Origin of the sequence: Nodosilinea sp. LEGE 06152 (assembly GCF_015207525.1) — a bacterium.
Classification (GTDB): domain Bacteria; phylum Cyanobacteriota; class Cyanobacteriia; order Phormidesmidales; family Phormidesmidaceae; genus Nodosilinea.
In genome coordinates, this window is the sequence record NZ_JADEWR010000011.1 from 222,562 (window position 1) to 247,519 (window position 24,958).

Below are 24,958 nucleotides of genomic sequence, written 5' to 3' on the forward strand. Positions count from 1 at the left end.
GATACCGTAAAACATATTTAGGATATTACTTTCAAATATTGCTCAACCATAACGTCTGCACTGAAACGGGTTTCAGCAGTGTGACGGCAAGTCCATCGGTCGAGAATGTGAACTTGCTTAACTGCTTCGACCATTGTATTCACTGACTCACACAAGAAGCCAGTTTTGCCATGGTCAATTACTTCTGGAGTCGAAGCGCGGCGGGTGGCGATGATAGGCGTGCCGCAGGCTAAGCTTTCAATCATTACGATGCCAAAGGGTTCATCCCATTGAATGGGGAAGAGTAAAGCCAAGGCATTGCCCAAAAGCTCGTTTTTTTGTTCGTCGTCTACAGGGCCAACCCACTCACAACCATAACCAAGATGAGGCTGGATAGCAGCTTCAAAGAACTGACGATCAGATAAATTATTAGGAATATTGCCAGCAATTTTGAGAACAACACCTGCGGCTTGAGCTACTGCGATCGCGACATCTACTCCCTTGTTCTGAGTTAATCGACCAAGAAAAAGAAGATAAGGAGGTGATTTTTTTGAATCACCCAAAAACTGAAAACGCTCTAGCTCAACACCATTGTAGACAACATGAAAACCTCTCTCAAATTTTAGATGTGCAATCTGAGCTTGGCTAATACCAACAAGGTTAAGTTGTTTTCTATTTCTACGACTAACTAAAAAATCAATCTCAGTTTGGTGGATTGGATTTGCAAATCTACAAACCAGGGGTTTAGATGTCTTAAGCAGTAGCTCTAGGTAATCAATTCGTCCAAAATTTAGGATTATATCGACGTTAGATAAACTAGTTGCACATAGGTATTGGAACCACAATTTCCTAGATGCACGACTGGCGTAGGCTAATGTCGGTGCTTGGTGGATCTTTAAATGTCCTCCGTAGGAACGAGACCCCGCACCCGCAATCAGATCAATAATATGACCGCGATTTTGTAGTCCTTGGCATAGCAAATGAATGATTCTCTCTGTTCCTCCATAACAGTGGGGCGGAATCGGAATGTGAGGATCAGCAATAACCAACAATCTCATTAGTTTAGACTGAGGTAGAGAGTATTTAAGGCTGTATTTAGCTCTTTAAAGCTTGGATATTGCTTTGGCTGATTGTTTAAATAGTGAGGGGAACTAACTATTTTTGCAAGTATGTTACTCCAACTATCAATTTCAGAAGGTATCAAAAAACAACCCTCCTGGTTTTTCAAGAGCTCTCGAATACCTCCTAGATCCGAACCAATGACTGATAACCCTGCGGCAAAGGCTTCTAAAACCGTTAGAGGCCCGGTTTCTAACCATGTGGAGGGAATCAAAGCCACATCGTACTGCTGCAGTTTTGGCAGCAGCTTTTCTTTCGGCAAATTCCCGTGGACTGTGAAGCGAGGGTCATGGACAATTCGACTCAGCATAGCTTGACCGTAGGCATTGTCCCAGTGGGGCCCATAAAATGATACTTTTATGGGCAAATGGATAGGAAGCTTCTGCACTGCATCAATAATGATGTGAATGCCTTTTACCTCTGCGCAACGTCCCCAGTAAACGCAACGAAGCGCTCCGTCTTCCATGGGTTTTCGCTGCTTCAGAGGTAGTGGTTCTGGCCCAGCAGTGCGAATCAGGTGAAGCTTCGATTCAGGCACCTCATTACGGCGCAAAACTTGTTGAGACCAGTTGCATAGTACGTGGAATGCATCTACATCATGGACAACTTTAGCCCAAGCCTGACGAAATGCTGCTGTCAACTGTTTTGCTGTCAGTACATGGCGCACTTTGCTGTTTCCTTCAGGAGATATATAAGGCCAGCGATAGGTAGCTATTAAGCGGGCTAGAAGTGCCGGCAGTCTCCCATTGATCACTCGACACTCAGTACATTTTTCATCACGAATAGCGCCATCACAAATTGTTTTACGGCGATATAGCAAACTTCCTTGTATACAAGTAAAGCCAGGAGCATGAACAGTCATAACAACTTTTGCGCCTGCTGATTTAGCTAATTTAATGTGAGCTAAACCACATTGATAAGAGAGGGAGTGTAAATGGACAATATCAGGCTTGAAGTGAGCTAAAAGATCGGCAAAGCCAGTTGCTTCTCTACAACAATGGGAAACGGTTTCGATTCGATTACCCTTGACAATTGGCGGCAAGGTAAAAACATTAATTCCTTTATGACAGTCTTCACCTAGGGGCTGGCTGTCATTATTTTGATGAGCTGCCCATAAAACCTCATGTCTGCATAATTGTTGCTGAGAAACTTGCTCAATGAAAAGTTCAGTACCGCCAGTAACATCGCGAGATAAATTGTTACTTAATTGAAGAATTTTCATTACTTTAAGCTTGGGCGCATTATGCCAGAACCAATCTGCCGCTTAGACACTAAAAGTTGTTAGACAAATAGGCTTTTCTAGCACTTTTGAGTTCGTACTTCCTTGCCCAAGGATCATAAACCAAAGCATCAAAATCATCGGCTTTTACTAAACCGAGGCTAAGAAGCAAGCGAGTTACCTGAATAACTAATTCATGGAATCTAGTCTGCGAAAGCCTGTGCAAAACCTTTTGTTGCCAATTCAGCTTAGGGGCAAATCCTAGCGAGCGTATTAACCTATATTCTTGTGCCCTAATAGCATCGTTTGATGTCAGTTGCTTGCCATGCCATCGCATTGACGAGAAAATTGCGGTGGTCAGCAAAGGCTTGCTCCTGCTGAGCAAAATGTTATGAAGAGCTGTATCAAATATGTTTTTCAACTCTTTTGGAACTTTTTGGGAAGCCTGGTTGAACTCCTCTAATTGCACGAAGGTCGCATCTTGAGGAAAGAAACCCTGGCCAAAAGCTAACAGATTTGGGCTTCTGATCCAGGGACAAGTACTTCTAACGCAGTACCCCTCTTTATTAATGTCAATTCTGCCGCCAGAGATCCACTTGTATGTTTGGCAAAAGCTTGCAATTTCAGCAAAATTAAAAAGGCTGTTTGGCATTAACACATCATCACTATTAAGCCAATTAAACCACTTTCCAGTACACATTTTTGAGCCCTTCAGAACTGCATCCCATGCTCCTTGATCCTTTTCGGAAATCCAGCCTGTTATGTGTTTGCTGTACTTTTTTATGATTTCTACCGAATTGTCGGTACTTCCGCCATCAATAATGAAATACTCAAGATTAGGATATCCTTGTGTAATAACTGATTGAATAGTCTCTTCAATAAATTCTCCTTGATTATAGCTAGGAGTTACAATGCTGATGCGTGGCCATGCTGAACCATTGGGCATATACGCTGACAATGATTGGCTAGCAATAGCCCAGGACCAGTCTGCTTTATCTGCCAATGACTTAGATAAACTTGCTGAAGTAAAAGCGGAATAATTTGCTTTCATTAAAATACGATTTGGTATAGACGGAGGGGAATCAGACCTCGTTGAACGTTATTGAAGGGTTGCTTAGGCAGATCTGGAATGAGTTAAAGTTATTTATTTAGCAACTGTTGGTACAGGCGCTGGTATCGCTGGGCCTGTAGTTCAAGAGAATACTCTTCTAAAGCAATACGCCGACAGTTTCTGCTTAACCGCTGGCGTTGAATATCGTCACTAAGAAGTTTAATGATGCCGCCGCAAAAATCGCTAGTGTCTTCAGGGCGGGCTAGATAGCCAGTGATGCTGGGGCGGACCAGATCGGACACACCACCAATGTCGAAAGATATTATAGGGGTGCCGCAGGCCATGCTCTCTTGCAGTACTAGGGGTAAGTTATCGGCGCGGGTAGGAAAGAGAAATAAGTCTGCGGCAGAATAGGCAACAGCCTTAAGTCGATCGCTACTGATGTAACCCAGATGTATTGCCGGTATATCGACTGCTGCTTCTAGCTGAGTAGTGCGTTTACCTAGGGTAAGCAATACACAGTCTTGCTTAAGCGCAGGAGGGAGGTGCTCGAGCGCCTGAATTAGCAAGTCACTCCCTTTGCGAGAATCTTTAAGGTTCTCAGCACTAAACATTAAAACTCTTTTCCCTAAAGGGATGCCTAATGTGGCACGACAGAGTTCGGAATCAAGGGGATGATAGGCATCGGTGTCAATACCATAGGGTATATGGTGAACTGGAAAACGACCTAGCATGCTGGCCTTAGCTTGGGATGTTAACCAACGACTAGGCGTAACTATCGTTAGGTCTGAGCGGTTATAAACCCAATCCTTTAGCTTCCATTCCCAACGGGTGCTGTCGCGGCGGATGGCGGGATAAGTTTCTGGATAAGGGCACTGACCACAGCCGATTTGCCATCGGCTGCAATCATAGCTGTAAGCACAGTGACCAGTAAAGCTCCACATATCATGGAGGGTCAAGACAGCTGTTTTTTTACGAATGAGGTAGGGTATGGATAAGTAACTGAAGAAACCACTGTGAATGATGTGAAAGTTAATAATATCAGCATCAATAAAAAATGGGTCTTTGTCTATATTAAAAGAACTGATACAGTGAACGTCGTTTAAACCTAGCTTATAAGTGAATTTTCGAATAGCTGATTCGTACCTTGGTTGCCTATCTATAGATTTTGTGTATGACAGATCGGTAGTTTTAATTCCGCTAAGACTCTTACAGTCTATGCCTAGATTCCTTAAACTTTCTAATAAACGGAAGTGAGCAATCGAGCCGCCGCCGCCTTCAGCATAGTCACTGAAATTTATTTGTAAAACTTTCATCAAATGCTTTTCTTAAAAAGCGATTACCTATTTACAAGTAGCGATATTCTTCAACAGTCCAGTAGGCCTTAGGATTGTCTTTTTGCATTCTATAGATCCTTTTACCTACGTATCCAACTTTTAGCTTCAAATATTTTCTTGCTTTAGGGATTTGATCTACTTTTAACTTAAGAAGTGTTTTCCTAACCTTATGAGGCTTCCAGCCTTTAATCTTTCTTAATTTATTTAATGAATCTACTGCTTCTTGTGAGTATAGATCCATATTACGACTCTTTTGAAAATGCTGTCGTCGAAATCCACCTAAAGGAGAAGCTATACCGTAGAGATCGGTATGTTGAAAAAAACGACACCAAAGATCGAAATCACTGGCAAGCTTGAGATCAGTACTTAGATAACTACCTGCTTGGTTCCAAAGCTCTCGATTCCAAAATGTCGACTCTTGTTGAATAAAAGCTTTGCCCCCAATAGGAGGTAAATAATATCCATCTAGAAATGCTTCTAGAGAGTAGCCATTAGTAACGCCGATATTAGAGCAAAAAGAGTGATAATCCCAGTAGGCAGGGCACAAAGTTGAAAGCCACTTTATTTGTGGTAGTTCAATCATCACACTAGCAATTGTTCTTAGTGCCCATGGACATAGCATATCGTCGCTGTTTAACCAGGTCATAATCTGACCAGAGGCGTGGGAAAAACCTTTATTTATGGCATCATATTGACCTTGGTCAGGTTCACTACACCAAAAGTAAAGATGCTCTTGGTAGCGCTCGATGATTTCTCGACTCCCATCATCAGAGCCGCCGTCAATAATAATGTACTGAAGATTGGGATAATCTTGGTTTAAAACACTTTTGATAGTCGCTTCGATAAAAGTAGCTTGATTGTAGGATGGAGTGACTACACTAATGAGTGGGAATTGCTCAACCATTTTCAGTAACTTTCTGTATCAAATTTTGATCAGATTAACAACTGATGATCGCGGTTCCACCGCCAATATCTGACTGGTTTACCTGGAGCACATTCATAAACACAAGGAGTTTGGAAAGAAACGGGCATTAACACTAGGGCAAGGTTTAGTAAACTAAAAGTCAGATTTTGTTGAGAAAGTTTTTTGTCTTAAGGGAATACTTAAACTTAAAATACAACTGGGAAGCAAGGCTCTTACTAAAACTTTCAAAATCAAAAAATATCGAACTTTAATTTTCCAGTTGAATTGAGTTATGTATAAAATCTGAAAAGCGCATACAAATTTCTTTAAATTAATGAAATCAAGAATTAAAGGCTGTAGGAGGGTACCCCATGCAAGTCTACCCCCAGGTGAAATATATATAAAATTCCACAGGGGATACAATTGCTTAATATCATTGAAGCTTAGTTCCCCAGCCTTACCTTGTGGAATTGACCAATAGTTAAGAAACGAGTTTCTATCCAGAGTACCCAATATAGCCCACCAAAGGCGTTCATAGCTTTTTTTTGGAAAGTATGAGCGATTACCGATGGTATCAACAACAGCGCCTAGTGCAATTTTGTAAGAGCAAATCAACTGACTTTCGCGATGCAATACACTTATTCTAGGGCCATCATCTAGACGACGTTTCAATAAGACTTCAGGCAAGTTTTCTACGCGGGAGTGGCAGCTTAATCTCCACCACAAGTCATAGTCTTCTGCCCGACGCATCTGCTCATTATAGCCACCTATGTGCATCAACAAATCTCGACGAGCCATTAAAGTAGAGTGATGCATAAAGTTATTGATTAAAAAAAGCATTTTTAAGCTTTCATGGTCTGTAGGAGGATGGGATTCACCTACTTTTTGTCCTTGAGAATCAATAATTTCAACAGCGGCTCCGATTGCTCCCACAGCAGGAGTATGTTCTAAGAAGGAAAACTGCTTTTCTAAGCGATTTTCAAAAGAAATATCGTCAGCGTCTTGGCGGGCAACGTACTTGCCTTGAGCTATTGCTAGCCCTATGTTTAAGGTTTTTTCTATACCAAAATTTGATTCATTCTTGTGAAGCTTGATACGAGAATCTAACGCAGCATAAGCGAGAAGAATATCGTATGTTGAGTCAGTAGAGCAATCATCAATAATAATAAATTCAAAACTGGAAAAGGTTTGAGAAAGAATACTTTCAACTGATTGTTCTAGGTATACTTTTCCATTATAAACAGGCATCAAAACACTAATTTCTGTCATTTATCTGGCCAAAAACAGCAAGCTCTATCTTTTTAATTTGACTTCCTCCAAAATTTTTTGATAAGCAATTATCCCTGCTTGAATTTGAGCACGAGCGGCATCCAGCAAAATTGGTCTAAGGGTTTCAGCTTCGTTCCAGAGATTCTTAGTGCAGTCAGTTAGTTTGTTTTCTAAATCGATTTCGTCAAGCATGAGAACCGAACAGCCCACACCAAACTGATCGGCTAAGCCAAAAAATTTATCAACATAATATTTTGATTTGGCTAGCCCAACAACTGGGATGCCCTGTGAGAGAGCAAATACCCCAGCATGGTAACTGCCAGTTATAACAACCCTGCAACGACCAACTTGCTCAATGATCTTAAGGGGTGTATCTAATTCAGCGCCTCCACCTAGATCTCTAGAATCCTGACCAACTAGTTTTTCAATTGTTGTGCTATCAGGATCTACTAAGCCATCATAAGCAGAATGATCTATCGGTATAGGGATGAGCGAAGCCTGGAATTTACTAGCTATATTTAGGAAAACTAGCCGTAAAGTTTGGACAATGCTTTCTCCCACTTCGGAGTAGGGTGCTACTCTAAGATTAATGCCAATACCACTACCTATGTGCTCTGTACGAGCTTTGTAGGCTAATTCAATAGCGTCATCTCCAGTGATTAAAATTGGTACATTAGGGATTCCTATGTAGTTAATAAGGGCTACGCTTGCGAGCTGTTCTCGGAGACAAATCAGGTCAGCTTGAGCAAGAGTTTTCTTAATTTGCCGCTGCAACTCTAAATCTTGAACAGGGCCTAGTCCTTGTCCAACTAGTATGGTTGGTATCCCTAGTTGATTAGCCAGGCTTAACATTGCTAACCTCGGCTGCGTTTCACATTTAAACTCGTCAGTAATATATCCTCCACCAGTTGCAATTACTATATCTGCCCTATACAAAGCATCCATCAAAAGCCGAACTTCTTCGAGAAGACCGGCTTTTTTTTTAAGCTTTAGGGATAAAATTCTCAAAAAAAGAGTCGGCTTGTGTCGACGGAGCAAATTTTCTAAAAATAAGCCTAGTTTGGAGAAATATCTAATGAGTGGTAACTGATAATACCGGGCTGCCAAAGGTGAGAACCAAGTCATACGAGCCTGAACTGATATAGGCTTTGTGCTTGGAAAAATTTCCGATAATTTTTCGGGATCTGATGTCAGAACTTGAATAGATGAGTGAGGGAAAAGGCGATCTAGGCGTGATAAAGCTACCGTTAGCATAGCTAGATCCCCCATATTAAGAAGGCGATAACCACTATTCTCAACTAAAATGCGCATTATCCCAGCTCTCTAAATCAGGGCACTAGTATTACCAACACATTAGGGCAAGAGAGCCAATCACTTTTTGACTATGTGTAACCTGCTTTTATGATAAAAGTCATATCCTGCCTTAATATTCTCAAAATACTCATCAACGGCTCTACGACATCCAGTCCAAACATAGTAATCATCGATTACTAAGGTGCCTCCGCTAACAAGATGTGGCTCTATACGTGACAAGCAAGTGTATACGGAATCATACCAGTCGCAATCAATATGGGCTAAAGAGACTGGGTGATCGATAAACAGTGATTTTTCATACAAACCAGTCACAAGATAGATGTGGTTTTGTTCCAAATCAAGCCCATAAGACAAAAAATTGTTAACCACTTTCCCATATAAATCTTCTTCATATCCATAGTATTTTGATTTCCCAATACCTTTCGAGTTGCCAGAGATAATTGTTTCATAACGCTCATGAACATCTTGTTCATCTTTTGCAGAAGGTTGGGGAATTATTCCAAATACATCAAAAATGAAGAATTTTTGACTTTTAGATTTAGAGCTGGCAATAATTATCGCAGAACCCCCTAATGCACAACCAGTCTCTACGATGACTCCATCGATTTTATTCTTTCGATTATTAATGATAACGCTAGCTAGATCTAGCAAAGCATCCCGATTCAAATAAGTTAGTTCCTGCTTAATTACACTATCAATAGTGGCCATGATAGGTTGGGAAGTTTTTCTTCCTTTAAGGAAATTTTTAATACTCGTAGACAGTAATTGATTTTTCACGGCATTACGTAGTGTTAGGTGTTACATACTCCAGGCTTGATGCCCCCCCATTCCCCATTGGTGAGGAATCATTATGCTGCCATGACTAGAAGAATATGCTGTCCTTCCTTGTATATGTCCCTGCTCAACATCAAAAATGTATGCAGATTCAATATGATCTTGCACCTCTCCATCGCTCATAAGAGCGACGTTGATTCGATAGCGGCCTGGGAGAAGCAATAATTCATCAATTTCACAAACCAAGTGGTCTCCTGCTACAGTATTGATTTCGTCCTTTGAACTGCGATTCGCACTGTTAAAACAGCTAATCGGATGGCCTTGCTGATCGTAAAAGGTGAAAACGCAGGTTAAGCCAAAAGCTGCATTATTAACAGTAAATATAAATTTAGCCGGTTGGCCAGCAACTAAGTTGCCAGTCGAGTCACCATTTATTCCAATAGCTTGTACTTGAACTAATCGTATTTTTCCCCTCCCTTTTCGATCCTTCCTACAGGATAAATTGGTTGTAACGTTTTTTTCCATTGCTTCTAAATAAGAGTTAGTTGCCGCCACCGCTGTGCCATTTTTGACGACTTTGCCTTGAGCCAATAGAATTCCTCTTCTACAAAGGGTTTGTAGGGTACCGAGATTATGACTGACAAACAAAACCGTCCTTCCCTCCTTCTCTGCCACATCCTCCATCTTCCCCAAACATTTCTTTTGAAACGCCGCATCTCCCACCGCCAGCACTTCATCCACAATCAAAATCTCTGGCTCTAGGTGCGCTGCTACCGCAAATGCTAGTCGCACATACATACCACTGCTGTATCGTTTAACCGGCGTATCCAAAAATTTTTCGACCTCTGCAAAAGCGACAATCTCGTCAAACTTGCGACGAATGTCTAGCTTGCTCATCCCTAGGATGGCCCCGTTGAGATAGATATTTTCTCGACCCGTTAGCTCCGGGTGGAACCCTGTGCCTACTTCTAGCAGGCTGGCTACTCGGCCTTTGATGCTAATACGCCCTTCTGTGGGTTCGGTAATACGACTCAGAATCTTTAGCAGGGTAGATTTGCCTGCGCCGTTGCGACCAATGATGCCAATGCGATCGCCCTGTTTTACCTCAAACGACACATCCTTCAAAGCCCAAAACTCTTCTAATTTAAGATTTTCGGCTTTAGCTTTGGGGTTGAAAAGCTGGGTTATACCTTTGGCTTGCTTAGCCAATACATCTCGCAGGGCGGTGTAGCGCTCTTGCTGCTGGTGGCCAATAATATATTTTTTACCCAGGTTTTCAACCCGGATGACGGTGTCAGACATTGGAGCTGCAGGTGGTAGATAGTAAGGCTATGGCGTTGGGAGCTAAATTACATCTGCAAGGGTACGCTCGGATAGTTGAACATATAAAGTGGCTTTAGGCTTTTGCTGGAAAGAAACTGTGGGGTATCTACCACAGAGACTATTAGCCAATGCGGCGAAAATCTTTGATGCCCTGGTACTGGGTTTGGCGGGCTTGGCGACGGGTGAATTCGCTAACGGTAGGGTTGCCGGTAGGGAGAATAACGCCGCTGGCTTGCATCCAGAGGGTTTCCGGGGCGGTTTCAACGGTGTACTGGTTGGCAGCGGTTTTGTGGACGTGGTACCAGCGAGTTGTTTGGCAATGGTCACACCAAAAGGCTTCAAGCCATTCGCCTGTTAGAGGAACAGTGCCGTAGCCAGCAATTACAGTGAGCGATCGCAGTCTGCTTAGGCCCCGTTGCTGTAAATGCTCGGCTTGGGTGGTGTAGAGGGGATATTTTTGGCTAACACTGTCAAGGTAAGTACCGTGTTCGGGGCAGTAGATGGCGCGCCGTTTAGACCGACTGCGGTTGCGACGAGATGAGGCCATAACGAGGAACCAACAACGAGTATTTAGAGTGCAAGTGCTCCCGAAGGTACGGGTAGGTGATCATTTCCAGACACACTTATCCTGTCTACGGTCTTAGGTCAGCGTGGCTAAGACTACGGGGGAGAGACTGAGATCCTGAGACCGTCGAAGTCCGCTCCATGTCAGAAAGGGTAGCGGAAGTATTCAATTAAGCAAGGCCTAGACCAGAACATTTAAGATTTCTAGCTAGCCTAAGCAAGGGTGAGCCTACAGCCGAGAGGCTGCGGCCTTAGTAGGAGGTGAGGCGTGGGCAGCAGGGGCAGGCATAGGGCCATAGAGACAGCTTTCAACCACTTCAACGTAGCGAAGGACGCCCTGTTCAGGGGTAAACTTTTGCTGCATGTAGCTGCGACCCCGATCGCCCATCTGCTTGACCAGGGCTGGGTCAGCCATCAGCGTGTGGATAAAGTCGGCCAAGCCCTTGCTATCGCCGTTGCTGAAGGCGCGGCCAAAACCGCCCTCGGCCAGCAGCGATCGCAGGTAGGAGTGAGTTTCACAGATAGCCGCTACCGGTCGGCCGGCAGCTAGGCTGCTATAGAGTTTGCTGGGAGCCACCAACCCTTCGACTCCGGGTACTAGACTGACCAGGCTCAGATCGCAGGCTGTGAGTGAGTAGGGCAAATCGCCCTTTGATTGATAGGGCAAAAACAGGCAGTTTGTCAACCCTGCCGCCTGGGCCCGATCTGCGCAGGGTTGTCGTTTGGCTCCGCCGCCCACAAACACAAACTTAACGGGCGCGTGGCGCAGAGCTTGGGCCGTCGCCATAACGGTATCCAAGTCGTGACAGCGGCCCATATTGCCGGAGTAGAGCACCGTGAATACTTGGGTTAGCCCGTGCTGATGGGCAAACCAGTTATCGGCTTTTGGGCGCGGATAGATGAGCCCAGGGTCGGCCCAGTTGTGTATGACCGATATTTTGTCGCTGATCTCGGGGCACTGATCGACAATGCGCTGCTTCATGGTGCGACTGAGCACCACGATCGCCTCGGCGTTGCGCCAGGTCAGGCAATTGAGCCAGTTCCACAGCCGCGCCAGACCGTGGGTTTTGGGAACAACTCGAAGCGCCACCGCCACCTCGGGGTAGAGATCGTAAACAACGCACAGGTAGGGCTGCTTAAACAAGCGGTGCAGCAGGTAGGCCAGCACGGGCAGGTAGGGAGGCTCGGTGGTGACAAGTACCAAATCACCCCGCCGAGCTGGGTGCAGCAGTTTCACCAGCGATCGCAGACAGTATAGAAGCCCGCCTACGGCTCGCCCACGAATGCGCTGGGGCCAAAGGCGGGAGGTACGCGTGCGCCGCACCATTACTCCATCAACTACTTCTCGCTGAGGGGCGAGGGAGCGATCGTAGGCATAGCCCGGCTGACCAGCAAACACCTGCACCTTCAAGCCCTGGCGACTCAACCCCTGGGCTAATTCCGCCATTAGTTGCCCAGTGGGCGCATAATCAGGGGGAAAAAATTGAGTCAAAATTGACAATTGTGGAGATACGCCCGGATCAAAATGCATTGATTTCATCAGCTTCATCAGCCTTTACTTGCATGCAAAAAAGCGGCACCAAACAGTTTCTTCCAGCCTCCGATTAAATCGTACTGAGCATTACAAGTTCTGCCTTAGGGGCAGCTTTTGCGCATCTGCCTATCGGTTGATATGAGAATAGTTCGAGCGAAAATTAGAACAAACCCCGCAAAAGCAAGCTATAGCTTTTCTAAGCAGAATAGCTATAGCAAAAGAGCAACTTTTCTAGCCAAACCTAGAAACTTACCTACCGCGATAAATCACGCAGGGCACGAGCAGAAGCTTCAATATTTCTTGACATAATTCTCTCCCGACTTAGAGAATACGCAGAAGGATACCGTACTTTATCAGACATTGGCGATAATTATATGGCATTTTATGAAAACTGGCCTGATAGAGCTAAACTGCTCTGAGTCGAGCCAGTGAGGGAAATATTTCTCAAAGAAAGTCTGTTTCAGAAATTACAAAACAGCGGCAAGAATTGTATCAACGAATTCAGTCTTGCCAGATTGATGCCGAACAATATTTGTTTACAAAAATCCGGGAACAATAACAACTTAAAAACGTAGACCTTAGCCACAATGCCGATGCAGCTAACTCAAAAGGTTAACACTAAAGTTGTCGCTCGAAGCTATGAAATACCCTAATAACTAAATGGTTAATACCCAAATATTTCAATGCCAGGGTGACCAGACAAACTAATAGACCTTAAAAGCAGGCTCAAACTATCAGCTTGCTTCTAGTAAGCCAAGGACGGTTTCAAAAAAAGCGTTTGAGGCCAGTAGGCCCCAAACGCTTTTTCAACATGAAATTCTCTAAAGTGGTTTAGTCGGCTGCTGCCTGGACATCAACAGCGGCCCTCAACTGCTGTAGCGATCGCCCCAAAACCACAAAGTCTTCAAACTGGGTCAAGGTTACTAGGGCCGCTGGATCGGTGTTGTCTAGAATGCGGTTGTAGGCCTGAATTGCCGATTCAAGCTGGGTGGCATTGACGACCGTGGCGACTGTTCCCTGGGGTTGAGCAGGCAGCAGGCCGCTGACGGCATTAAATAGAAATACCAGCTCAGCATAATCTATTCCGACCAGGGCCATTTCAGTAAACGTGGCCACCTGGCTAGGGGCCAAGCCAGCGGCAAAGGAGGCCGCCAAAAACCCTGCAGCGTTGGCGATTTGATCGAGAGTGCCCCGCAGAGGCATCACCATCGGCGTGCCGCCTACAGGCGTAAAGACAGCGGAGGTGGCCAGGGTAGTGGGCTGAGCGCCAGGGACGCCCGTAGGAGCAGCGATGCTCAATGTGCCCTGGCTGCTGATGAGTGAGACGCTTTCGCTACTGGCGATCGCAGCGACGGCAGCGGCCGCAATTTCATTCGCAGTCTGCTCAACGTCTTCACCTTCACTTATGGCCCCAACCGGGCTAAGACTGTTGAGGTTGATTCCGCCCGGATTGGTGAGAGCTGCAGCCAGCGCAGGATTAGTGCTTTGCAACCCCTGCAATACCTGGTTAGCAGAGGCATTGAGAGTTTGCTGTGCTCCGGCGGTCAGGGTTACTTCACCCGTAAAAGGGTCGACCGTAGCATTGGGTGAGGTCGATTCTAGATACTCTCCGCTACCCAAGCAGGACGGTGCATTCGAGTCTAGCTGCTCTTCATTACCTAGGCAGGGCGCGCCAATCGTTAAAATTGACGATCCTCCCACCGTCACGCCGCTGCCCTGGCCCGTTGGTACAGAGCCAGTGTGCCCTGGAACTGCGATCGCCAGGCTAGCGCCCACCAGAGCCAGCAGAAGCCAGAGTTGTCGCCGTAGTCGGCTCGCCAGTTGTTCCACGGTTGTTCTCCTAAATCGGGTGAGTTGTAGGGGTTGAGGTATAGCTGAAGATTGAGCGATAGGACTACCGCTAAAGCCGCCTAAAATCGGGGACCAAAATTAAAGCCGTAGCCAATGCTAAGCACTGCGACGGAACCGGCGCGGGTATTGTTGCCAATGTCCCCGTAGAGTAGATTAAGGGTCAGCGGTATGGTGGGCTCGGGCACAATGGAGGCACCAACGTTCAAGCCCGCCCCGCTCCAAGCGGTGTTAATTGAAAATTGAGGATGCACCTGAAGACCAACCCCAGCAATCACGCCGACACTGCTGTTTTCACCAGAAAAATAACCGCTTCCCGCGCCCAGGGTAGCTGTAATCGGCAAACGATTGCCCGGGTTCTCGGGCTGTAGCAAACGCGCTGCCGTTACAACGCCGTACACGCTAGTGCTAGTACCCGCTGCGTCAGATCCATAGGAAGCAAAGTTGTTTACCCCTACGGCTGCAGCAACTTGAGTGTCATCACTGCTGTAGATGTGGCGGTGCACTTTGGCATCAAAACTGCCATTTTCACCAAACCGACGAATACTCTGCAGGTTGTAGGCCAGTTCTACCCCTACGGCCCGCTGCGCATCGCCCAGCCCAAAGCCCATTGAGAAGCTGCCGTCGGCCTCGGCCCGCAGGCGATCGGCCCCGGAGAGCGAAGCGCTGAAGAATACATCTCCCCAGTCAGCCCCAAAAGCAGAGGGAATGCCCGCATTGGGCGAGGGCGGAAAGCTTTGAGCCGGGTTGGCTGCAGTGGTTAGCGGCTCAATGCGCAGATCGTTGCGCAGCTGGTCTGCCGCTGGGGTAGACGGTGTTGCCTGGGCAACAGTTACCGCTGACGGCTGCGCCGCTGGCCGAGGGACGACGGCCAATTCTGCTGAGGAGCCTGAGGGCACATCTACGGGTTCTGGCGACAGATTAACGGCTCGTCCCGAGGACATGACCGGCTGTGGAGTCGGCAACGCCAGGGCGACATTGGGAGTCTGCCCCGGTAACGGGGGGAGCTGAGGAGCATTGACAACCGGAGCTACTCTAGCCGCGATCGGCTTCTGTGGCTGAACCGACAGTCTACGGCGAGCCGATCGCGACGGTAGGGTGGGCAGCTGCGGCCCTCGGCTGAGCGTTTCGGGCCGAGACACCTGGCGCGGGGAAGCAGCAGGGGCAGCGGTAGAATCGGTAGCGGTGAGCGGCTCTTCAATACCGTAGGCCGATCGCAGGTCGTGCAGCAACGCCTGTACCGTTGCGGCCCGCGATTGCAGAGACGCTAAATTCGTTGGGCGATTAGGGGCAGCGAGCGCCGTATCAGGCCGCTGAATGGCCTGGGCCAGGGGCTTAGCAGCGGGCTTGGAGGCGATCGCAGCAAACGGCTCGGCGGCGGGAACAGAGGTCGCTGGGGATTCAGGCGCAGACGGCTCTAGGGGAGCAGCCGCAGCGGTGACGGCAGGACTAGCGATCGCCTCACTTTCAGCCTGAAGCGCACTCTGGTGTGCACTTTGGGAAATCTCACTCTGGGAAACAGCATCCGCTGGCTCAGGCGAATCGATCGCAGACAGCGGCACCGGGGCAGCATCGGTTGATTGCTCAGCCAGACCGTGGCCCGATATTTCTGAAGAGGGGGATGCAACAACCGACGCGGGTGTCGGCAAAGCCGCTGTGGCTTCTGGGACAGCGAGGTCGGCCTTGGTGCTGCGGTTTGAAACAGCAGTGTCTAGAACCGTCGGCTCGGGCTGGGCACTGGGCACTGGGGCGAGTTCTACCGCCGCTGCCAAAGATGAGTCACCCTCGGGAGTCCAGGTTGGCTGAGCCACACCCTGGTTTTCGGTTTGGGGTGCGGTCGTCTGGGCCGAAGGCTCAGGCACAACCACCGAATGCGGATCTTCGGCCAGAGTCACACCCAGGCTTGGGCTGAGAACCGCGACCGGCAGGCTGGTATTGGCCTCGGCTCCCTGAGGCAGCAGCCCCAAACCGGCCAGCCCCAGCAGCCCGCCAGTAATCAGGGGTTTCGATTTACGCTTCATTGTCTATGCTCCTCACATCCCGTCGTTGTTGCCGCACCCACCGCTGCTAAGCAGCCCCTAGCTAGACGTTTTCCTCCAGCCCAACCGCCACCTGGGGGCGGCCATAGTAGCCGTAGTAATAGTCGTAGCCACTCTGCCGACTCTGGGGTACACCATTAACCACTAGCCCCAGCAGCGGAGCCTGGGCAGTGTTGCCCAAGTCGGCCAGCACCCGCTGAATTTCCGATCGCTCCGATCGATGCAGCCGCACTACCAGCAGCAGCCCGTCAGCATGAGCCGCCGTAAGTTTAGCGTCGATCATGCCGGACAGAGGCGGTGTATCAAAAATGATTAGGTCGTAGTGGCGGCGAAACTGCTCAGTGAGCTGCTGCATCTTCCGAGACGACAACAGCCGACCGGGGGCAGGCGGGCGAGCCCCGGCGGTCAGCAGGTGCAGGTTGGGGTTGCCCGGCAGCTGCAGCACCAAGTCGTTGGGGTCATCAATGGCCTGGGTAATCAAGTCGCTCAGCCCCTGGCGATTGGGCTGGGCAAAGATCAGGTGCTGGCTGGGCTTGCGCAAATCGCCGTCAATTAGCAGCACTCGACGGCCCATATTGGCCGCCGCGATCGCCAGGTGAGCGCAGACGGTCGACTTTCCCTCCCCCGGCACCGAAGAGGTCAGCGCCACCACCTGCACCGGCACGTCAGAACTGAGCATGCGCAGGTTGGCCTCAAGGGAGTAAAACGCCTCGGCAAAGCTGAAGGAGGTGTAGAGCTTTTCGGGGCTCTGGCTCTGGGTCAGCACATCAGCCATAGTGGCGGCCAGATTGGGCTCGATCAGCAGCGGCTGCTTTTGCAGGGCTGGGGCGTTGGGTATCGTCGCCAGGTTGGGTAGTTGAGTTGTTTTAATCAGCTCGTCGGTGCTGTGAAAAGCCTGATCGATGCGATCGCGCAGCAGCGCCGCCACCCCGCCCAGCATCAACCCCACCACCGTGCTAAGCAGCAGGTTGCGGGGCAAGTTGGTTGTCTTGGTAATGCTCGACTCGCTGAGGGGAGAGATAATCTCCCAGGGAGACGCCTGCCGGGCCATCTGCAGCCGCATCTCCTGGCGACTGGCCAGCAGCTGGTTGAGGCTGCTTTCGGCCACCGTCAGCTCACGGTCAATTTGCTGAAACGATCGCGACAGATCGGCCAGCCGCTGAATTTCGGCCTGCAGCTGCCGCACCGTCTGACCAATCGCCTGATCCTGGGTTTGCAGCACCTGCATCTGGTTGGCGGTATCCACTAGCTGCTGCATCAACCCCTGGCTCACCGAGCCTTTGTAGCCCAGGGTATCGGCTTCCACAGCTTCCCCCACCAGCCGCTGGGCCTCGGTTTCGAGCAGGGGCAACAGCTGCTGCCGCTGGTCTTCCAGGGCTTCGATCATGGGCGTATCGGTTTGAAACCGGGCCGATTCGGCGGCAATGGTTTGCTCTAACTCGCGCAAATCTCCCAGCAGCGCTTGGTAGGTGGGCGACTCATTGAGGTTGGCCACCCGAATAGCCGTATCGGGGTCAAAGCCCACCTGGTCGCGCAGATTGTCGTACAGCGGCTCCAGGGCAGTTAGCTCTACCCGCAGCTGCTCTTGATCGGCCAGCATTTGGTTGAGGCGCTGGGTCACGCTTTCGCTGGTGGCGTTGACGTTGACGATGTCGTAGCGCTTCTGAAACTCACTCAGGTCGCTCTCAATGGCCTCAACCTCCTGCCATTTCTCCTGCAGCTGCTCGTCTAAAAACGTTAGCCCCCGGCGCAAGTCACCCTGACGGTCCTGCACGCTGTAGTCAACAAAGCCTTCAATCACCTGGTCGAGCACAAACGATACCACCGCCGGGTCGGCATCGTTGTAGGTGACGCGCAGCACCTTTGATTCCCCTTCCTGAACAATCGACAGGCGGCTGAGCAGCGCGTTGTAGGTAATGTTGGGGTAACGGCGCTGAATGTTGGCCAAGATAGGTTCGATCACCGCCGGGCCGCGCAGCACCCGAATTTGGCTGTCGTAGTCGAGCCCTGATGCCCCACCGCCCTGGGCCCCAACGACATTCTCCAGCGCTAGGGGGGTAACGTTAGTGACGGGCTCGACTAAAAGGTTAACGCTGCCGCTATAGGCCGGAGGACGGCTCAGATGCCAGAGGGTTAACCCACCAAAGGACAGGGCCGCAACCCCTAGAAAGACTCCGGCTCGACGCTTGAGCACCCCGATCAGCTGGCTGAAGTCAACGTCATCGCCCTTCTCCACTAAGGAGGGGGGTGGAGCCATCACAGGCACAAACTCGGGCCTGCCAGAGCCATGACCGTTGCCATGACCGTTGCCATGACCGTTAGTTTCGCGGGGTGTGGAGGAGGGAAAAGGCATAGGGTAAATCTGGGGAGTACTCCCAAGAAGTCATAAACTTATAACTCAAAACTCAAAATCCGACCTGATTGAGGTCTAGCTGAAAGAAGCCTTATCTAGTAGTGGTCCTGACTAAACAGCCGCTGTTAGCGGCAGGGGTGCGGGGGTTCAAACCTACCTAAAACCCTAAAAGTCGCAGAACAGTGGTTAGCGAGGTAAACGGTCGCAGCAAAAGGCCCAGGGTATCGCCAGTGGCGGCGGCGAAGTTGCGATCTACAATCACCACGTCGTTGGGGCGCAAAATGGGGTTGGTCGTGTCGTTGGCGGCGGCGGCCAGGTTGACCTCGACTGTGCGCTGGTCAACGCTGCCGTCAGGGTTAAGCCGCACCAGCTGCACCGTGGAGGTTTGGGCACGGCTGCTCTCAAACCCTCCGGCGGCTAAAATGGCCTGGTTTAACGTGGCGTTGGCGGGCAGGGTGACGCCACCGGGGCTGGCCACTTCGCCCACCACCTGCACCGGCATCTCGGCGGGTGAAAAATTCGCGCTCGAAACCGCTACTGACTCCTCGGGCGAAATAGCTACCGCCTTAGGAATGACAATCGTGTCGCCATCGCGCAGGCGAATATCCTGGCTAATATCGCCGGTGCGAATCAAGTCCCACAGACTGGTGGTGATTACGGCCTCGCCCTGTAGTTGCGATCGCCGCACCTGAATGTCTTTGATGTTGGCCTGCTGGGTAATGCCCCCCGCTTCCTGAATCACCTGGGTCAGGGTAGGCCACTGACGGCCAGCCGTGGAGCCGCCGCCGCCGCTGGTTTCGGCTTCGAGGTCGATGGTGTAGGTGCCGGGGCGGTTGACCTCGCCCGCCACCACTACCCGCACCGGACGGGCCGACAGCAGCGTCACGGTGAGCTGGGGCGGTCGCGTCAGCAGGGGGGCATAGCTGGCAGTTAGCGCCGCCTGGGCCTCGGCCAGGGTGAGACCCTGCACATCCACCGTACCAGCCATAGGGAGAGCCAGGGTGCCGTCAACCAGCACCTCGTGAACGCCATTTTCGGGGCCGCTAAACTCGGGGATATTAAAGATGTCGATACGGATGCGATCGCCCGGCCCCAGCACGTAGGCTTCGGGGAAGCGGGCTTCAGGCTCTGGGGCGAGAATGTTGGGCAGACGCGGCCTCGGGGCCGCTGTTTCGTTGTCGTTAGTCAGGGGGAGAGGTTGGCCTTGGGCAAGCCCATGGCTGTGCCCTAGCGTCAGCGTTAAAACCAGGGTTCCCAGGCTCCAACTGAGCAGACAGAGGCGGTTCATCATTGGCTTCCTTAGGCTGTCTGGGCAACCCCATGAACGTTACACACTAAATGTCACAACAGCACCGCGATAGCCGATCTTGATCACTTAGCTCGAGTTTAGCCTCCGTAGTTTGTAAAGGTTTACGTTTATAGGGGAAACGTGGCTAGGGGCAAGGGGTGGTGACCAGATACGGTGACAGAGACTAATACGGGTAATCGACGCATAGCTCTAGCGACTGTTCCTAAGGTTTTACCAAATCTAGCCACGATGGGCATGAAGATCAGATAAAGCAGCGCTACCCCCGCAGCTTTTCAGACCACACCCGCGTGGGCAACCCCCATACATAGATAAACCCTTCGGCGGCGCGGTGGTCAAACTGGTCGTCGGAGCTGTAGGTGGCTAGCGCTTCGCTGTACAGGGCCAGGTCAGACTGGCGACCCACCACTCGGCAGTTGCCCTTAAACAGCTTCACCCGCACGGTGCCCGTCACCCGCTCCTGGGTCTGCTGAATGAAGGCATCGAGCGCCAGCTTCAGCGGGCTGTACCAGAGGCCGTTGTACACTAGGCGGCTATAGGTTTCTTCGATGCCGCGCTTGTACTGGGTCACATCGGCGGTCAGGGTCAGGCTTTCCAGGTCGCGGTGGGCGTCGATTAGCACCAGCAGGGCGGGGGCCTCATAGATTTCGCGCGATTTGATGCCCACAAGGCGGTTTTCGATCATGTCGATGCGGCCCACGCCGTGGCGACCCGCGATCGCATTCAGCTGCGTAATCAGCTCTACCGGCCCCACCGCCTGACCGTTGAGGTGGGTGGGCAACCCCTTAGTAAAGCCAATCTCGACGTACTCGGGCTCGTTGGGGGTGTTTTCGATCGCCTCCGTCATCAAAAAGACTTCTTCCAGCGGCTCGGTCATGGGGTTTTCGAGCGGCCCGGCCTCAATGCTGCGGCCCAGCAGGTTGCGATCGATGGAATATGGGCTAGATTTTTTCACCGGAAACTCAAGGCCCGTTTTTTCGCCGTAAGCAATGGTTTCCTCGCGGCCCATGCCCCACTCGCGGGCGGGGGCGAGCACCTTGAGGTTGGGGTTGAGGGCGGCGATCGCCACGTCAAAGCGCACCTGGTCGTTGCCCTTGCCGGTGCAGCCGTGGGCCACGGCATCGGCCCCGTAGCGATCGGCGGCCTCGACCAGCGCCTTGGCAATCAGCGGGCGGGCCAGGGCGGTGGAGAGGGGATAGCGGTTTTCGTACAGGGCATTGGCCTGAATGGCGGGAAAAGCGTAGTCTTTAATAAATTCTTCGGTCAGGTCAGCCACCAGCGACTCTTTTACCCCGGCATTGAGCGCCTTGAGGCGAATCGGCTCTAGCTCGTCGCCCTGGCCCAGGTCAGCGGCGAGGGTAATCACCTCTTTTACACCCCACTCATTCATCAAGTAAGGAATACACACGGTGGTATCCACGCCACCGGAATAGGCTAGAACAACTTTCTCTGCGCGACCCATGGGCAACCTGCTTTCCGATAATGGGGGTAGTCAACCGTCGTCCCGGCAGGACGACCCGCCAAACTTACCACAGCTCAACTTCTGTATAGGTATAGTGAGGCTCTGGCAATCTGGCCATGGCTATCTTATATGGTGTTGCCCGCCCTGCACTACGGCGGTTTAGCAAGATCTGATGACATGCGGCGCAGGGTTATGACAACAGCGATCGTTCTACCAGCGAGCCCTCGCCATCCTCGAGCCAAAACTAGGGGCCGAGCACCCCTGGACGTTGCGCTGCCGAGAGAACCTGGCAACGTTAGATTAGGTACCGGGTGCCTATCAAACTGGCAAAACTAACTTGAGGTGTTGCCAAGGCACCCGGTACCTGGAGGGCGGGAAGTAGCTGAGCGTTTTTGACTCAATAGCTGGAGGTAAACAGCGATGAAAGCCTATGAATTTGCCGGAGAGGTGATGGCTGATGGGCAACTCAAACTGCCAGAGTCTGCCCTGGCGCAATTGGCTGGGCATCACGCCGTTAGAGTTATTGTGCTCGTGCAAGACACTCCCGAAGATGAGGAAAACGCCGAATGGCAGGCAATGGCGGCTGAACAGTTTTTGGCGGGCTACAGCGATGCCGATGCCATCTACGACACGCTGTAGCGATGACCACCTATGAGCCGGGGGATGTTGTTCTGCTGGCGTTTCCCTTTACTGACGGCATTCGTCAAAAACAACGCCCAGCCCTGGTTCTGCTAAATACTGGCGATCCAGATATTGTGTTGGCCAGAATTACCAGTCAACTCTACACAACAGCGTTTGATGTTGCTCTTTCAGATCAAGCTGAAGCGGGTTTGTTGCTGCCTTCAGTAGTGCGGCTGCACAAGCTTGCAACGTTAGAGAAAGGGACGGTTAGTCGCTATTTAGGACATCTTTCAGCCCAGGATTGGGCCAAAGTTAGGAGCGTTCTCAACGCGCTGTGGAGTCTAAGCCCATAGCCAGCTAGGGGTCGAGCACCCCTGACAGCGCGCTGCCGCGAGAACCTGGCAACGTTAGATTAGGTACCGGGTGCCTATCAGACTGGCAAAACTGACTTGAAGCATTGCAAAGCACCCGGTACCGGTCGAGAGCTAGCGCTGATCCTCTATGACCACTCTATGAGTATCGCGCCTCAGCAGGCTAAACACTTCGCCTTGCTCTGGGGTAATCAAAATTCCCGATCGCGGCACTATCACCAACTGGCTCCAGGTGGCCTGGTCGGCGTAGGTCAGCACATGCAGCAGGTTGATGGTGGCCCGTACCCCCTCGGGCGAGCCAATCACCAAATGGCGCAATCGCTCGCGCCCTGGCTGGGGGCTAGGGTTTGCAAGGCGCAGGGGATTCGCATCCCCGGTTTCTTCGAGAAACCGGGGATCTTGGCGGGTAAAACACAACATAGTTCAGGGATTCCTTTTAACGACGAGTAAGGAATCCCAAAAATTTGGCCGCCCTAAACTGGTGCAGTTCAGGACGGCCTGGGCAATAATAGCCCTAGCCTCCGAGACAGCTACTACCTGTTGAAGGGGTTAGCCGCTGGTTGGTGTTGGTAGCACCTTCCAGTGGCGTTTGACCAAATTTTTGGGAAGCTCAGACTGCACGCACACAGCCATAGCTCAGTAACGTACCCTATTCAACCCCCTAAATCAAGTCAAAATCGCTACAGAGCATGGAATGTCAGTTCAGTATTCACGGCTTCCTCGTTTCAATGCTCTGCATGGGAATGTTTGCCGGAGGCTCTGTCTCCTAAAGTAAGCGGCAAAGCTGCAAAACCAGGGTGCCCAGGCGGAGCGAGGGCACCAGGGGGAGGGGTGTATTCATTCGCGACACCTTTGATATGCAGCCGTGCAGCGCTGCGTTCAGCCGTTGCACCTTTAGTGCAGCGACGCGATCCTTTAGTGCGATTGCGCAACATTCGATTGTCAGACTGCAATGCTTTGATGCGATCGCGCAACATGCGATTGTCAGGCGACAACATCTTAAGTTGCGGCGCGACAATGCTGCTGCGATCGCGCAATTCTTTAAATTGTCAATACACAATGCTTCTGTCATAGAGCAACTTCGAATAGTAGCCCGCTGCACGCTTACCTGTTCAATACGCAATGCTTCTGTCATAGAGCAACTTCGAATAGTCACCCGCTGCACGCTTACTTATGCGGTGCACAATGCTGCTGTTATTGATGCAAACGCTTCGGACATACCCTGCATCACGTCTGTTATGTCAGAACTCGTTACAACCCGCTGCAACGTTCACCCAAGTCTGGGGGCATACGCAAGAGAGCGGGTGCACAGTAGTAGTTGATATACCCGCCGCTGCAATTTGCTGCCATGCTATGAGGGTTGTCGTCAACGCAGTTTTGCTATGGTTTCTGCGCCCTCCTCGTCCGGCACTCCCCAAGACCTATCTTCTCCCCATCGCGCCGCCATTCTCGCCGCCCTGGAGCGCCTAATTGACGTGATCGCCCAGTTGCGCCACCCCGAAACCGGGTGCCCGTGGGACTTAGCCCAAACCCCCACCAGCCTGATTCCCTACGTGATCGAAGAAGCCTATGAGGTGGTCGATGCCATTCAGGTGGGGGAGAAGGATGCGATCGCAGAAGAACTCGGCGACCTGCTGCTTCAGGTGGTGCTCCAGGCCCAGGTAGCCAGCGACAGCGGCGACTTCGACCTGGGCACCGTGGCCACCGGCATTGCCGACAAGCTGGTGCGCCGCCATCCCCATATTTTCGGCGATGCGACGGGCGAAACTCCCGAAGAAGTGAGCCAGAACTGGGATCGCATCAAGGCCGCAGAGAAGGGCATTCCCCACGAACCGCACAGGCTCACCCCCAAGCTAGTCAAGTACAGCCGCACCCTGCCGCCGCTGATGGCCGCCAGCAAAATCTCCGTCAAAGCCGCCAAGGCCGGGTTTGAGTGGGAGGATATCGACGGCGTGTGGGATAAGTTTCACGAAGAGCTGGACGAGTTTCGCGAAGCTTTGGCGAATGAACCCAAAGAAAATCAGCAGGCGGAGCTGGGCGACCTGTTGTTTACCCTGGTAAATTTGGCCCGCTGGTACGACCTCGACCCCTCCGAGGCGCTGCAAAGCACCAACCGTCGGTTTATCAAGCGCTTTGAGCTGGTAGAATCGGTAGCAGAGAAGCCCCTAGGCGAGTATGGCATTGAAGAGCTAGAGGCGCTGTGGCAAAAGGCGAAGGCGCAGCTGGCCAAGCCTCAGAACTAGAACATTAAGATTGAAGCTTAGGTGAGTGGTGGGCAGTGCCCACCCTACGGTAGGGTAGGCACTGCCCACCATTCAGCAACGCCAAAATAACCCCATCGCAGACCTATCGCGGCGCATCAGGCTTGTAGTAGTCGTTGGGGCTAGCGGACTGGCTGCCGCCGTCTTTGTTGATGCAGCCGGGCTTGTCAACGTAGCGACAGACGCGGGCGTAGAGTCGGGCACGGGTGCCCGGCGGGCCAGCGGAAAATAGGACGCGATCGCCCCCCACAATCCCCACCAAAATTTTGACGCCGCAGACGGGGCAGGTTTGGGGAGCAGGCATGGGTTT

Annotated in this window: 21 protein-coding genes; 3 read left to right on the forward strand and 18 right to left on the reverse strand. The window is 51.0% G+C overall.

Features of this window, described 5'->3' with window-relative positions:
• Positions 1-17: 17 nt before the first annotated feature.
• From IQ265_RS16460 to IQ265_RS16535, 16 genes are all read right to left on the reverse strand, one after another.
• The gene (locus tag IQ265_RS16460) at positions 18-1,037 is read right to left on the reverse strand and encodes a glycosyltransferase family 4 protein (protein WP_194055530.1); all 1,020 of its coding nucleotides are present in this window, start codon (positions 1,035-1,037) and stop codon (positions 18-20) included.
• Positions 1,037-2,320: a glycosyltransferase gene (locus IQ265_RS16465; protein WP_194055532.1), complete on the reverse strand. Its 1,284-nt coding sequence runs from the start codon at positions 2,318-2,320 to the stop codon at positions 1,037-1,039. Before IQ265_RS16465 ends, IQ265_RS16460 begins: the two co-directional genes overlap by 1 nt.
• A 49-nt stretch (positions 2,321-2,369) precedes the next feature.
• Positions 2,370-3,368 carry a glycosyltransferase family 2 protein gene (locus IQ265_RS16470; protein WP_194055534.1) on the reverse strand — a complete coding sequence of 333 codons (999 nt, stop codon included), beginning with the start codon at positions 3,366-3,368 and terminating at the stop codon, positions 2,370-2,372.
• Between the two features lie 89 nt (positions 3,369-3,457).
• The gene (locus tag IQ265_RS16475; RefSeq protein ID WP_194055536.1) at positions 3,458-4,684 is read right to left on the reverse strand and encodes a glycosyltransferase family 4 protein; all 1,227 of its coding nucleotides are present in this window, start codon (positions 4,682-4,684) and stop codon (positions 3,458-3,460) included.
• Positions 4,685-4,715: 31 nt separating this feature from the next.
• The gene (locus tag IQ265_RS16480) at positions 4,716-5,609 is read right to left on the reverse strand and encodes a glycosyltransferase family 2 protein (RefSeq protein ID WP_194055539.1); all 894 of its coding nucleotides are present in this window, start codon (positions 5,607-5,609) and stop codon (positions 4,716-4,718) included.
• A gap of 153 nt (positions 5,610-5,762) precedes the next feature.
• Complete coding sequence (locus IQ265_RS16485; RefSeq protein ID WP_194055541.1) at positions 5,763-6,878, reverse strand: glycosyltransferase; 1,116 nt, start codon at positions 6,876-6,878, stop codon at positions 5,763-5,765.
• A 24-nt stretch (positions 6,879-6,902) separates the two neighbouring features.
• Positions 6,903-8,189 carry a polysaccharide pyruvyl transferase family protein gene (locus IQ265_RS16490; RefSeq protein WP_194055543.1) on the reverse strand — a complete coding sequence of 429 codons (1,287 nt, stop codon included), beginning with the start codon at positions 8,187-8,189 and terminating at the stop codon, positions 6,903-6,905.
• Between the two features lie 60 nt (positions 8,190-8,249).
• Positions 8,250-8,969: a TylF/MycF/NovP-related O-methyltransferase gene (locus tag IQ265_RS16495; RefSeq protein ID WP_347404977.1), complete on the reverse strand. Its 720-nt coding sequence runs from the start codon at positions 8,967-8,969 to the stop codon at positions 8,250-8,252.
• Between the two features lie 21 nt (positions 8,970-8,990).
• Positions 8,991-10,268 carry an ABC transporter ATP-binding protein gene (locus IQ265_RS16500; RefSeq protein WP_194055546.1) on the reverse strand — a complete coding sequence of 426 codons (1,278 nt, stop codon included), beginning with the start codon at positions 10,266-10,268 and terminating at the stop codon, positions 8,991-8,993.
• A gap of 142 nt (positions 10,269-10,410) precedes the next feature.
• Positions 10,411-10,836, reverse strand: coding sequence for a hypothetical protein (locus IQ265_RS16505; RefSeq protein WP_194055548.1), 426 nt, complete (start codon positions 10,834-10,836; stop codon positions 10,411-10,413).
• 246 nt (positions 10,837-11,082) lie between these two features.
• Entirely contained in the window at positions 11,083-12,300 is a 1,218-nt protein-coding gene (locus IQ265_RS16510) for a glycosyltransferase family 4 protein (RefSeq protein WP_255523565.1), read from the reverse strand.
• 918 nt (positions 12,301-13,218) lie between these two features.
• Entirely contained in the window at positions 13,219-14,217 is a 999-nt protein-coding gene (locus IQ265_RS16515; protein ID WP_194055552.1) for a hypothetical protein, read from the reverse strand.
• Positions 14,218-14,297: 80 nt separating this feature from the next.
• On the reverse strand, positions 14,298-16,256 hold the full coding sequence (locus tag IQ265_RS16520) for a hypothetical protein (protein WP_194055554.1): 1,959 nt from the start codon (positions 16,254-16,256) through the stop codon (positions 14,298-14,300).
• Positions 16,257-16,317: 61 nt separating this feature from the next.
• Complete coding sequence (locus tag IQ265_RS16525) at positions 16,318-18,627, reverse strand: polysaccharide biosynthesis tyrosine autokinase (protein ID WP_194055563.1); 2,310 nt, start codon at positions 18,625-18,627, stop codon at positions 16,318-16,320.
• Positions 18,628-18,784: 157 nt separating this feature from the next.
• Positions 18,785-19,915 (reverse strand): SLBB domain-containing protein, encoded by a 1,131-nt coding sequence (locus tag IQ265_RS16530; RefSeq protein WP_194055565.1) that lies wholly within the window; start codon positions 19,913-19,915, stop codon positions 18,785-18,787.
• A gap of 277 nt (positions 19,916-20,192) precedes the next feature.
• Positions 20,193-21,395: an argininosuccinate synthase gene (locus IQ265_RS16535; protein WP_194055567.1), complete on the reverse strand. Its 1,203-nt coding sequence runs from the start codon at positions 21,393-21,395 to the stop codon at positions 20,193-20,195.
• Between the two features lie 420 nt (positions 21,396-21,815).
• On the opposite strand from IQ265_RS16535, the gene IQ265_RS16540 reads away from it, so the two are divergent.
• Together IQ265_RS16540 and IQ265_RS16545 are read left to right on the forward strand one after the other, a co-directional pair.
• Positions 21,816-22,034, forward strand: a complete 219-nt coding sequence (locus IQ265_RS16540; protein ID WP_194055569.1) for a hypothetical protein — start codon at positions 21,816-21,818, stop codon at positions 22,032-22,034.
• A 2-nt stretch (positions 22,035-22,036) separates the two neighbouring features.
• Positions 22,037-22,369, forward strand: a complete 333-nt coding sequence (locus tag IQ265_RS16545) for a type II toxin-antitoxin system PemK/MazF family toxin (protein WP_194055571.1) — start codon at positions 22,037-22,039, stop codon at positions 22,367-22,369.
• A gap of 132 nt (positions 22,370-22,501) precedes the next feature.
• On the opposite strand, the gene IQ265_RS16550 is transcribed toward IQ265_RS16545, so the two are convergent.
• The gene (locus IQ265_RS16550; protein WP_194055573.1) at positions 22,502-22,807 is read right to left on the reverse strand and encodes a hypothetical protein; all 306 of its coding nucleotides are present in this window, start codon (positions 22,805-22,807) and stop codon (positions 22,502-22,504) included.
• Positions 22,808-23,769: 962 nt separating this feature from the next.
• Between IQ265_RS16550 and mazG the strand changes: the two genes are divergently transcribed.
• Complete coding sequence (gene mazG / locus IQ265_RS16555) at positions 23,770-24,630, forward strand: nucleoside triphosphate pyrophosphohydrolase (RefSeq protein WP_194055582.1); 861 nt, start codon at positions 23,770-23,772, stop codon at positions 24,628-24,630.
• Positions 24,631-24,733: 103 nt separating this feature from the next.
• Here the strand turns inward: mazG and IQ265_RS16560 are convergent, their stop codons facing one another.
• On the reverse strand, positions 24,734-24,952 hold the full coding sequence (locus IQ265_RS16560; protein WP_194055584.1) for a hypothetical protein: 219 nt from the start codon (positions 24,950-24,952) through the stop codon (positions 24,734-24,736).
• Positions 24,953-24,958: the final 6 nt, after the last annotated feature.

What these genes read in the sequence shown, in the direction of transcription:
- IQ265_RS16460 (WP_194055530.1), bottom strand. Translation starts at nt 1,037, where the DNA reads ATGAGATTGTTGGTTATTGCTGATCCTCACATTCCGATTCCGCCCCAC.
- IQ265_RS16465 (WP_194055532.1), bottom strand. Translation starts at nt 2,320, where the DNA reads ATGAAAATTCTTCAATTAAGTAACAATTTATCTCGCGATGTTACTGGC.
- IQ265_RS16470 (WP_194055534.1), bottom strand. Translation starts at nt 3,368, where the DNA reads ATGAAAGCAAATTATTCCGCTTTTACTTCAGCAAGTTTATCTAAGTCA.
- IQ265_RS16475 (WP_194055536.1), bottom strand. Translation starts at nt 4,684, where the DNA reads ATGAAAGTTTTACAAATAAATTTCAGTGACTATGCTGAAGGCGGCGGC.
- IQ265_RS16480 (WP_194055539.1), bottom strand. Translation starts at nt 5,609, where the DNA reads ATGGTTGAGCAATTCCCACTCATTAGTGTAGTCACTCCATCCTACAAT.
- IQ265_RS16485 (WP_194055541.1), bottom strand. Translation starts at nt 6,878, where the DNA reads ATGACAGAAATTAGTGTTTTGATGCCTGTTTATAATGGAAAAGTATAC.
- IQ265_RS16490 (WP_194055543.1), bottom strand. Translation starts at nt 8,189, where the DNA reads ATGCGCATTTTAGTTGAGAATAGTGGTTATCGCCTTCTTAATATGGGG.
- IQ265_RS16500 (WP_194055546.1), bottom strand. Translation starts at nt 10,268, where the DNA reads ATGTCTGACACCGTCATCCGGGTTGAAAACCTGGGTAAAAAATATATT.
- IQ265_RS16505 (WP_194055548.1), bottom strand. Translation starts at nt 10,836, where the DNA reads ATGGCCTCATCTCGTCGCAACCGCAGTCGGTCTAAACGGCGCGCCATC.
- IQ265_RS16510 (WP_255523565.1), bottom strand. Translation starts at nt 12,300, where the DNA reads ATGGCGGAATTAGCCCAGGGGTTGAGTCGCCAGGGCTTGAAGGTGCAG.
- IQ265_RS16520 (WP_194055554.1), bottom strand. Translation starts at nt 16,256, where the DNA reads ATGAAGCGTAAATCGAAACCCCTGATTACTGGCGGGCTGCTGGGGCTG.
- IQ265_RS16525 (WP_194055563.1), bottom strand. Translation starts at nt 18,627, where the DNA reads ATGCCTTTTCCCTCCTCCACACCCCGCGAAACTAACGGTCATGGCAAC.
- IQ265_RS16530 (WP_194055565.1), bottom strand. Translation starts at nt 19,915, where the DNA reads ATGAACCGCCTCTGTCTGCTCAGTTGGAGCCTGGGAACCCTGGTTTTA.
- IQ265_RS16535 (WP_194055567.1), bottom strand. Translation starts at nt 21,395, where the DNA reads ATGGGTCGCGCAGAGAAAGTTGTTCTAGCCTATTCCGGTGGCGTGGAT.
- IQ265_RS16540 (WP_194055569.1), top strand. Translation starts at nt 21,816, where the DNA reads ATGAAAGCCTATGAATTTGCCGGAGAGGTGATGGCTGATGGGCAACTC.
- IQ265_RS16545 (WP_194055571.1), top strand. Translation starts at nt 22,037, where the DNA reads ATGACCACCTATGAGCCGGGGGATGTTGTTCTGCTGGCGTTTCCCTTT.
- IQ265_RS16550 (WP_194055573.1), bottom strand. Translation starts at nt 22,807, where the DNA reads ATGTTGTGTTTTACCCGCCAAGATCCCCGGTTTCTCGAAGAAACCGGG.
- mazG (WP_194055582.1), top strand. Translation starts at nt 23,770, where the DNA reads ATGGTTTCTGCGCCCTCCTCGTCCGGCACTCCCCAAGACCTATCTTCT.
- IQ265_RS16560 (WP_194055584.1), bottom strand. Translation starts at nt 24,952, where the DNA reads ATGCCTGCTCCCCAAACCTGCCCCGTCTGCGGCGTCAAAATTTTGGTG.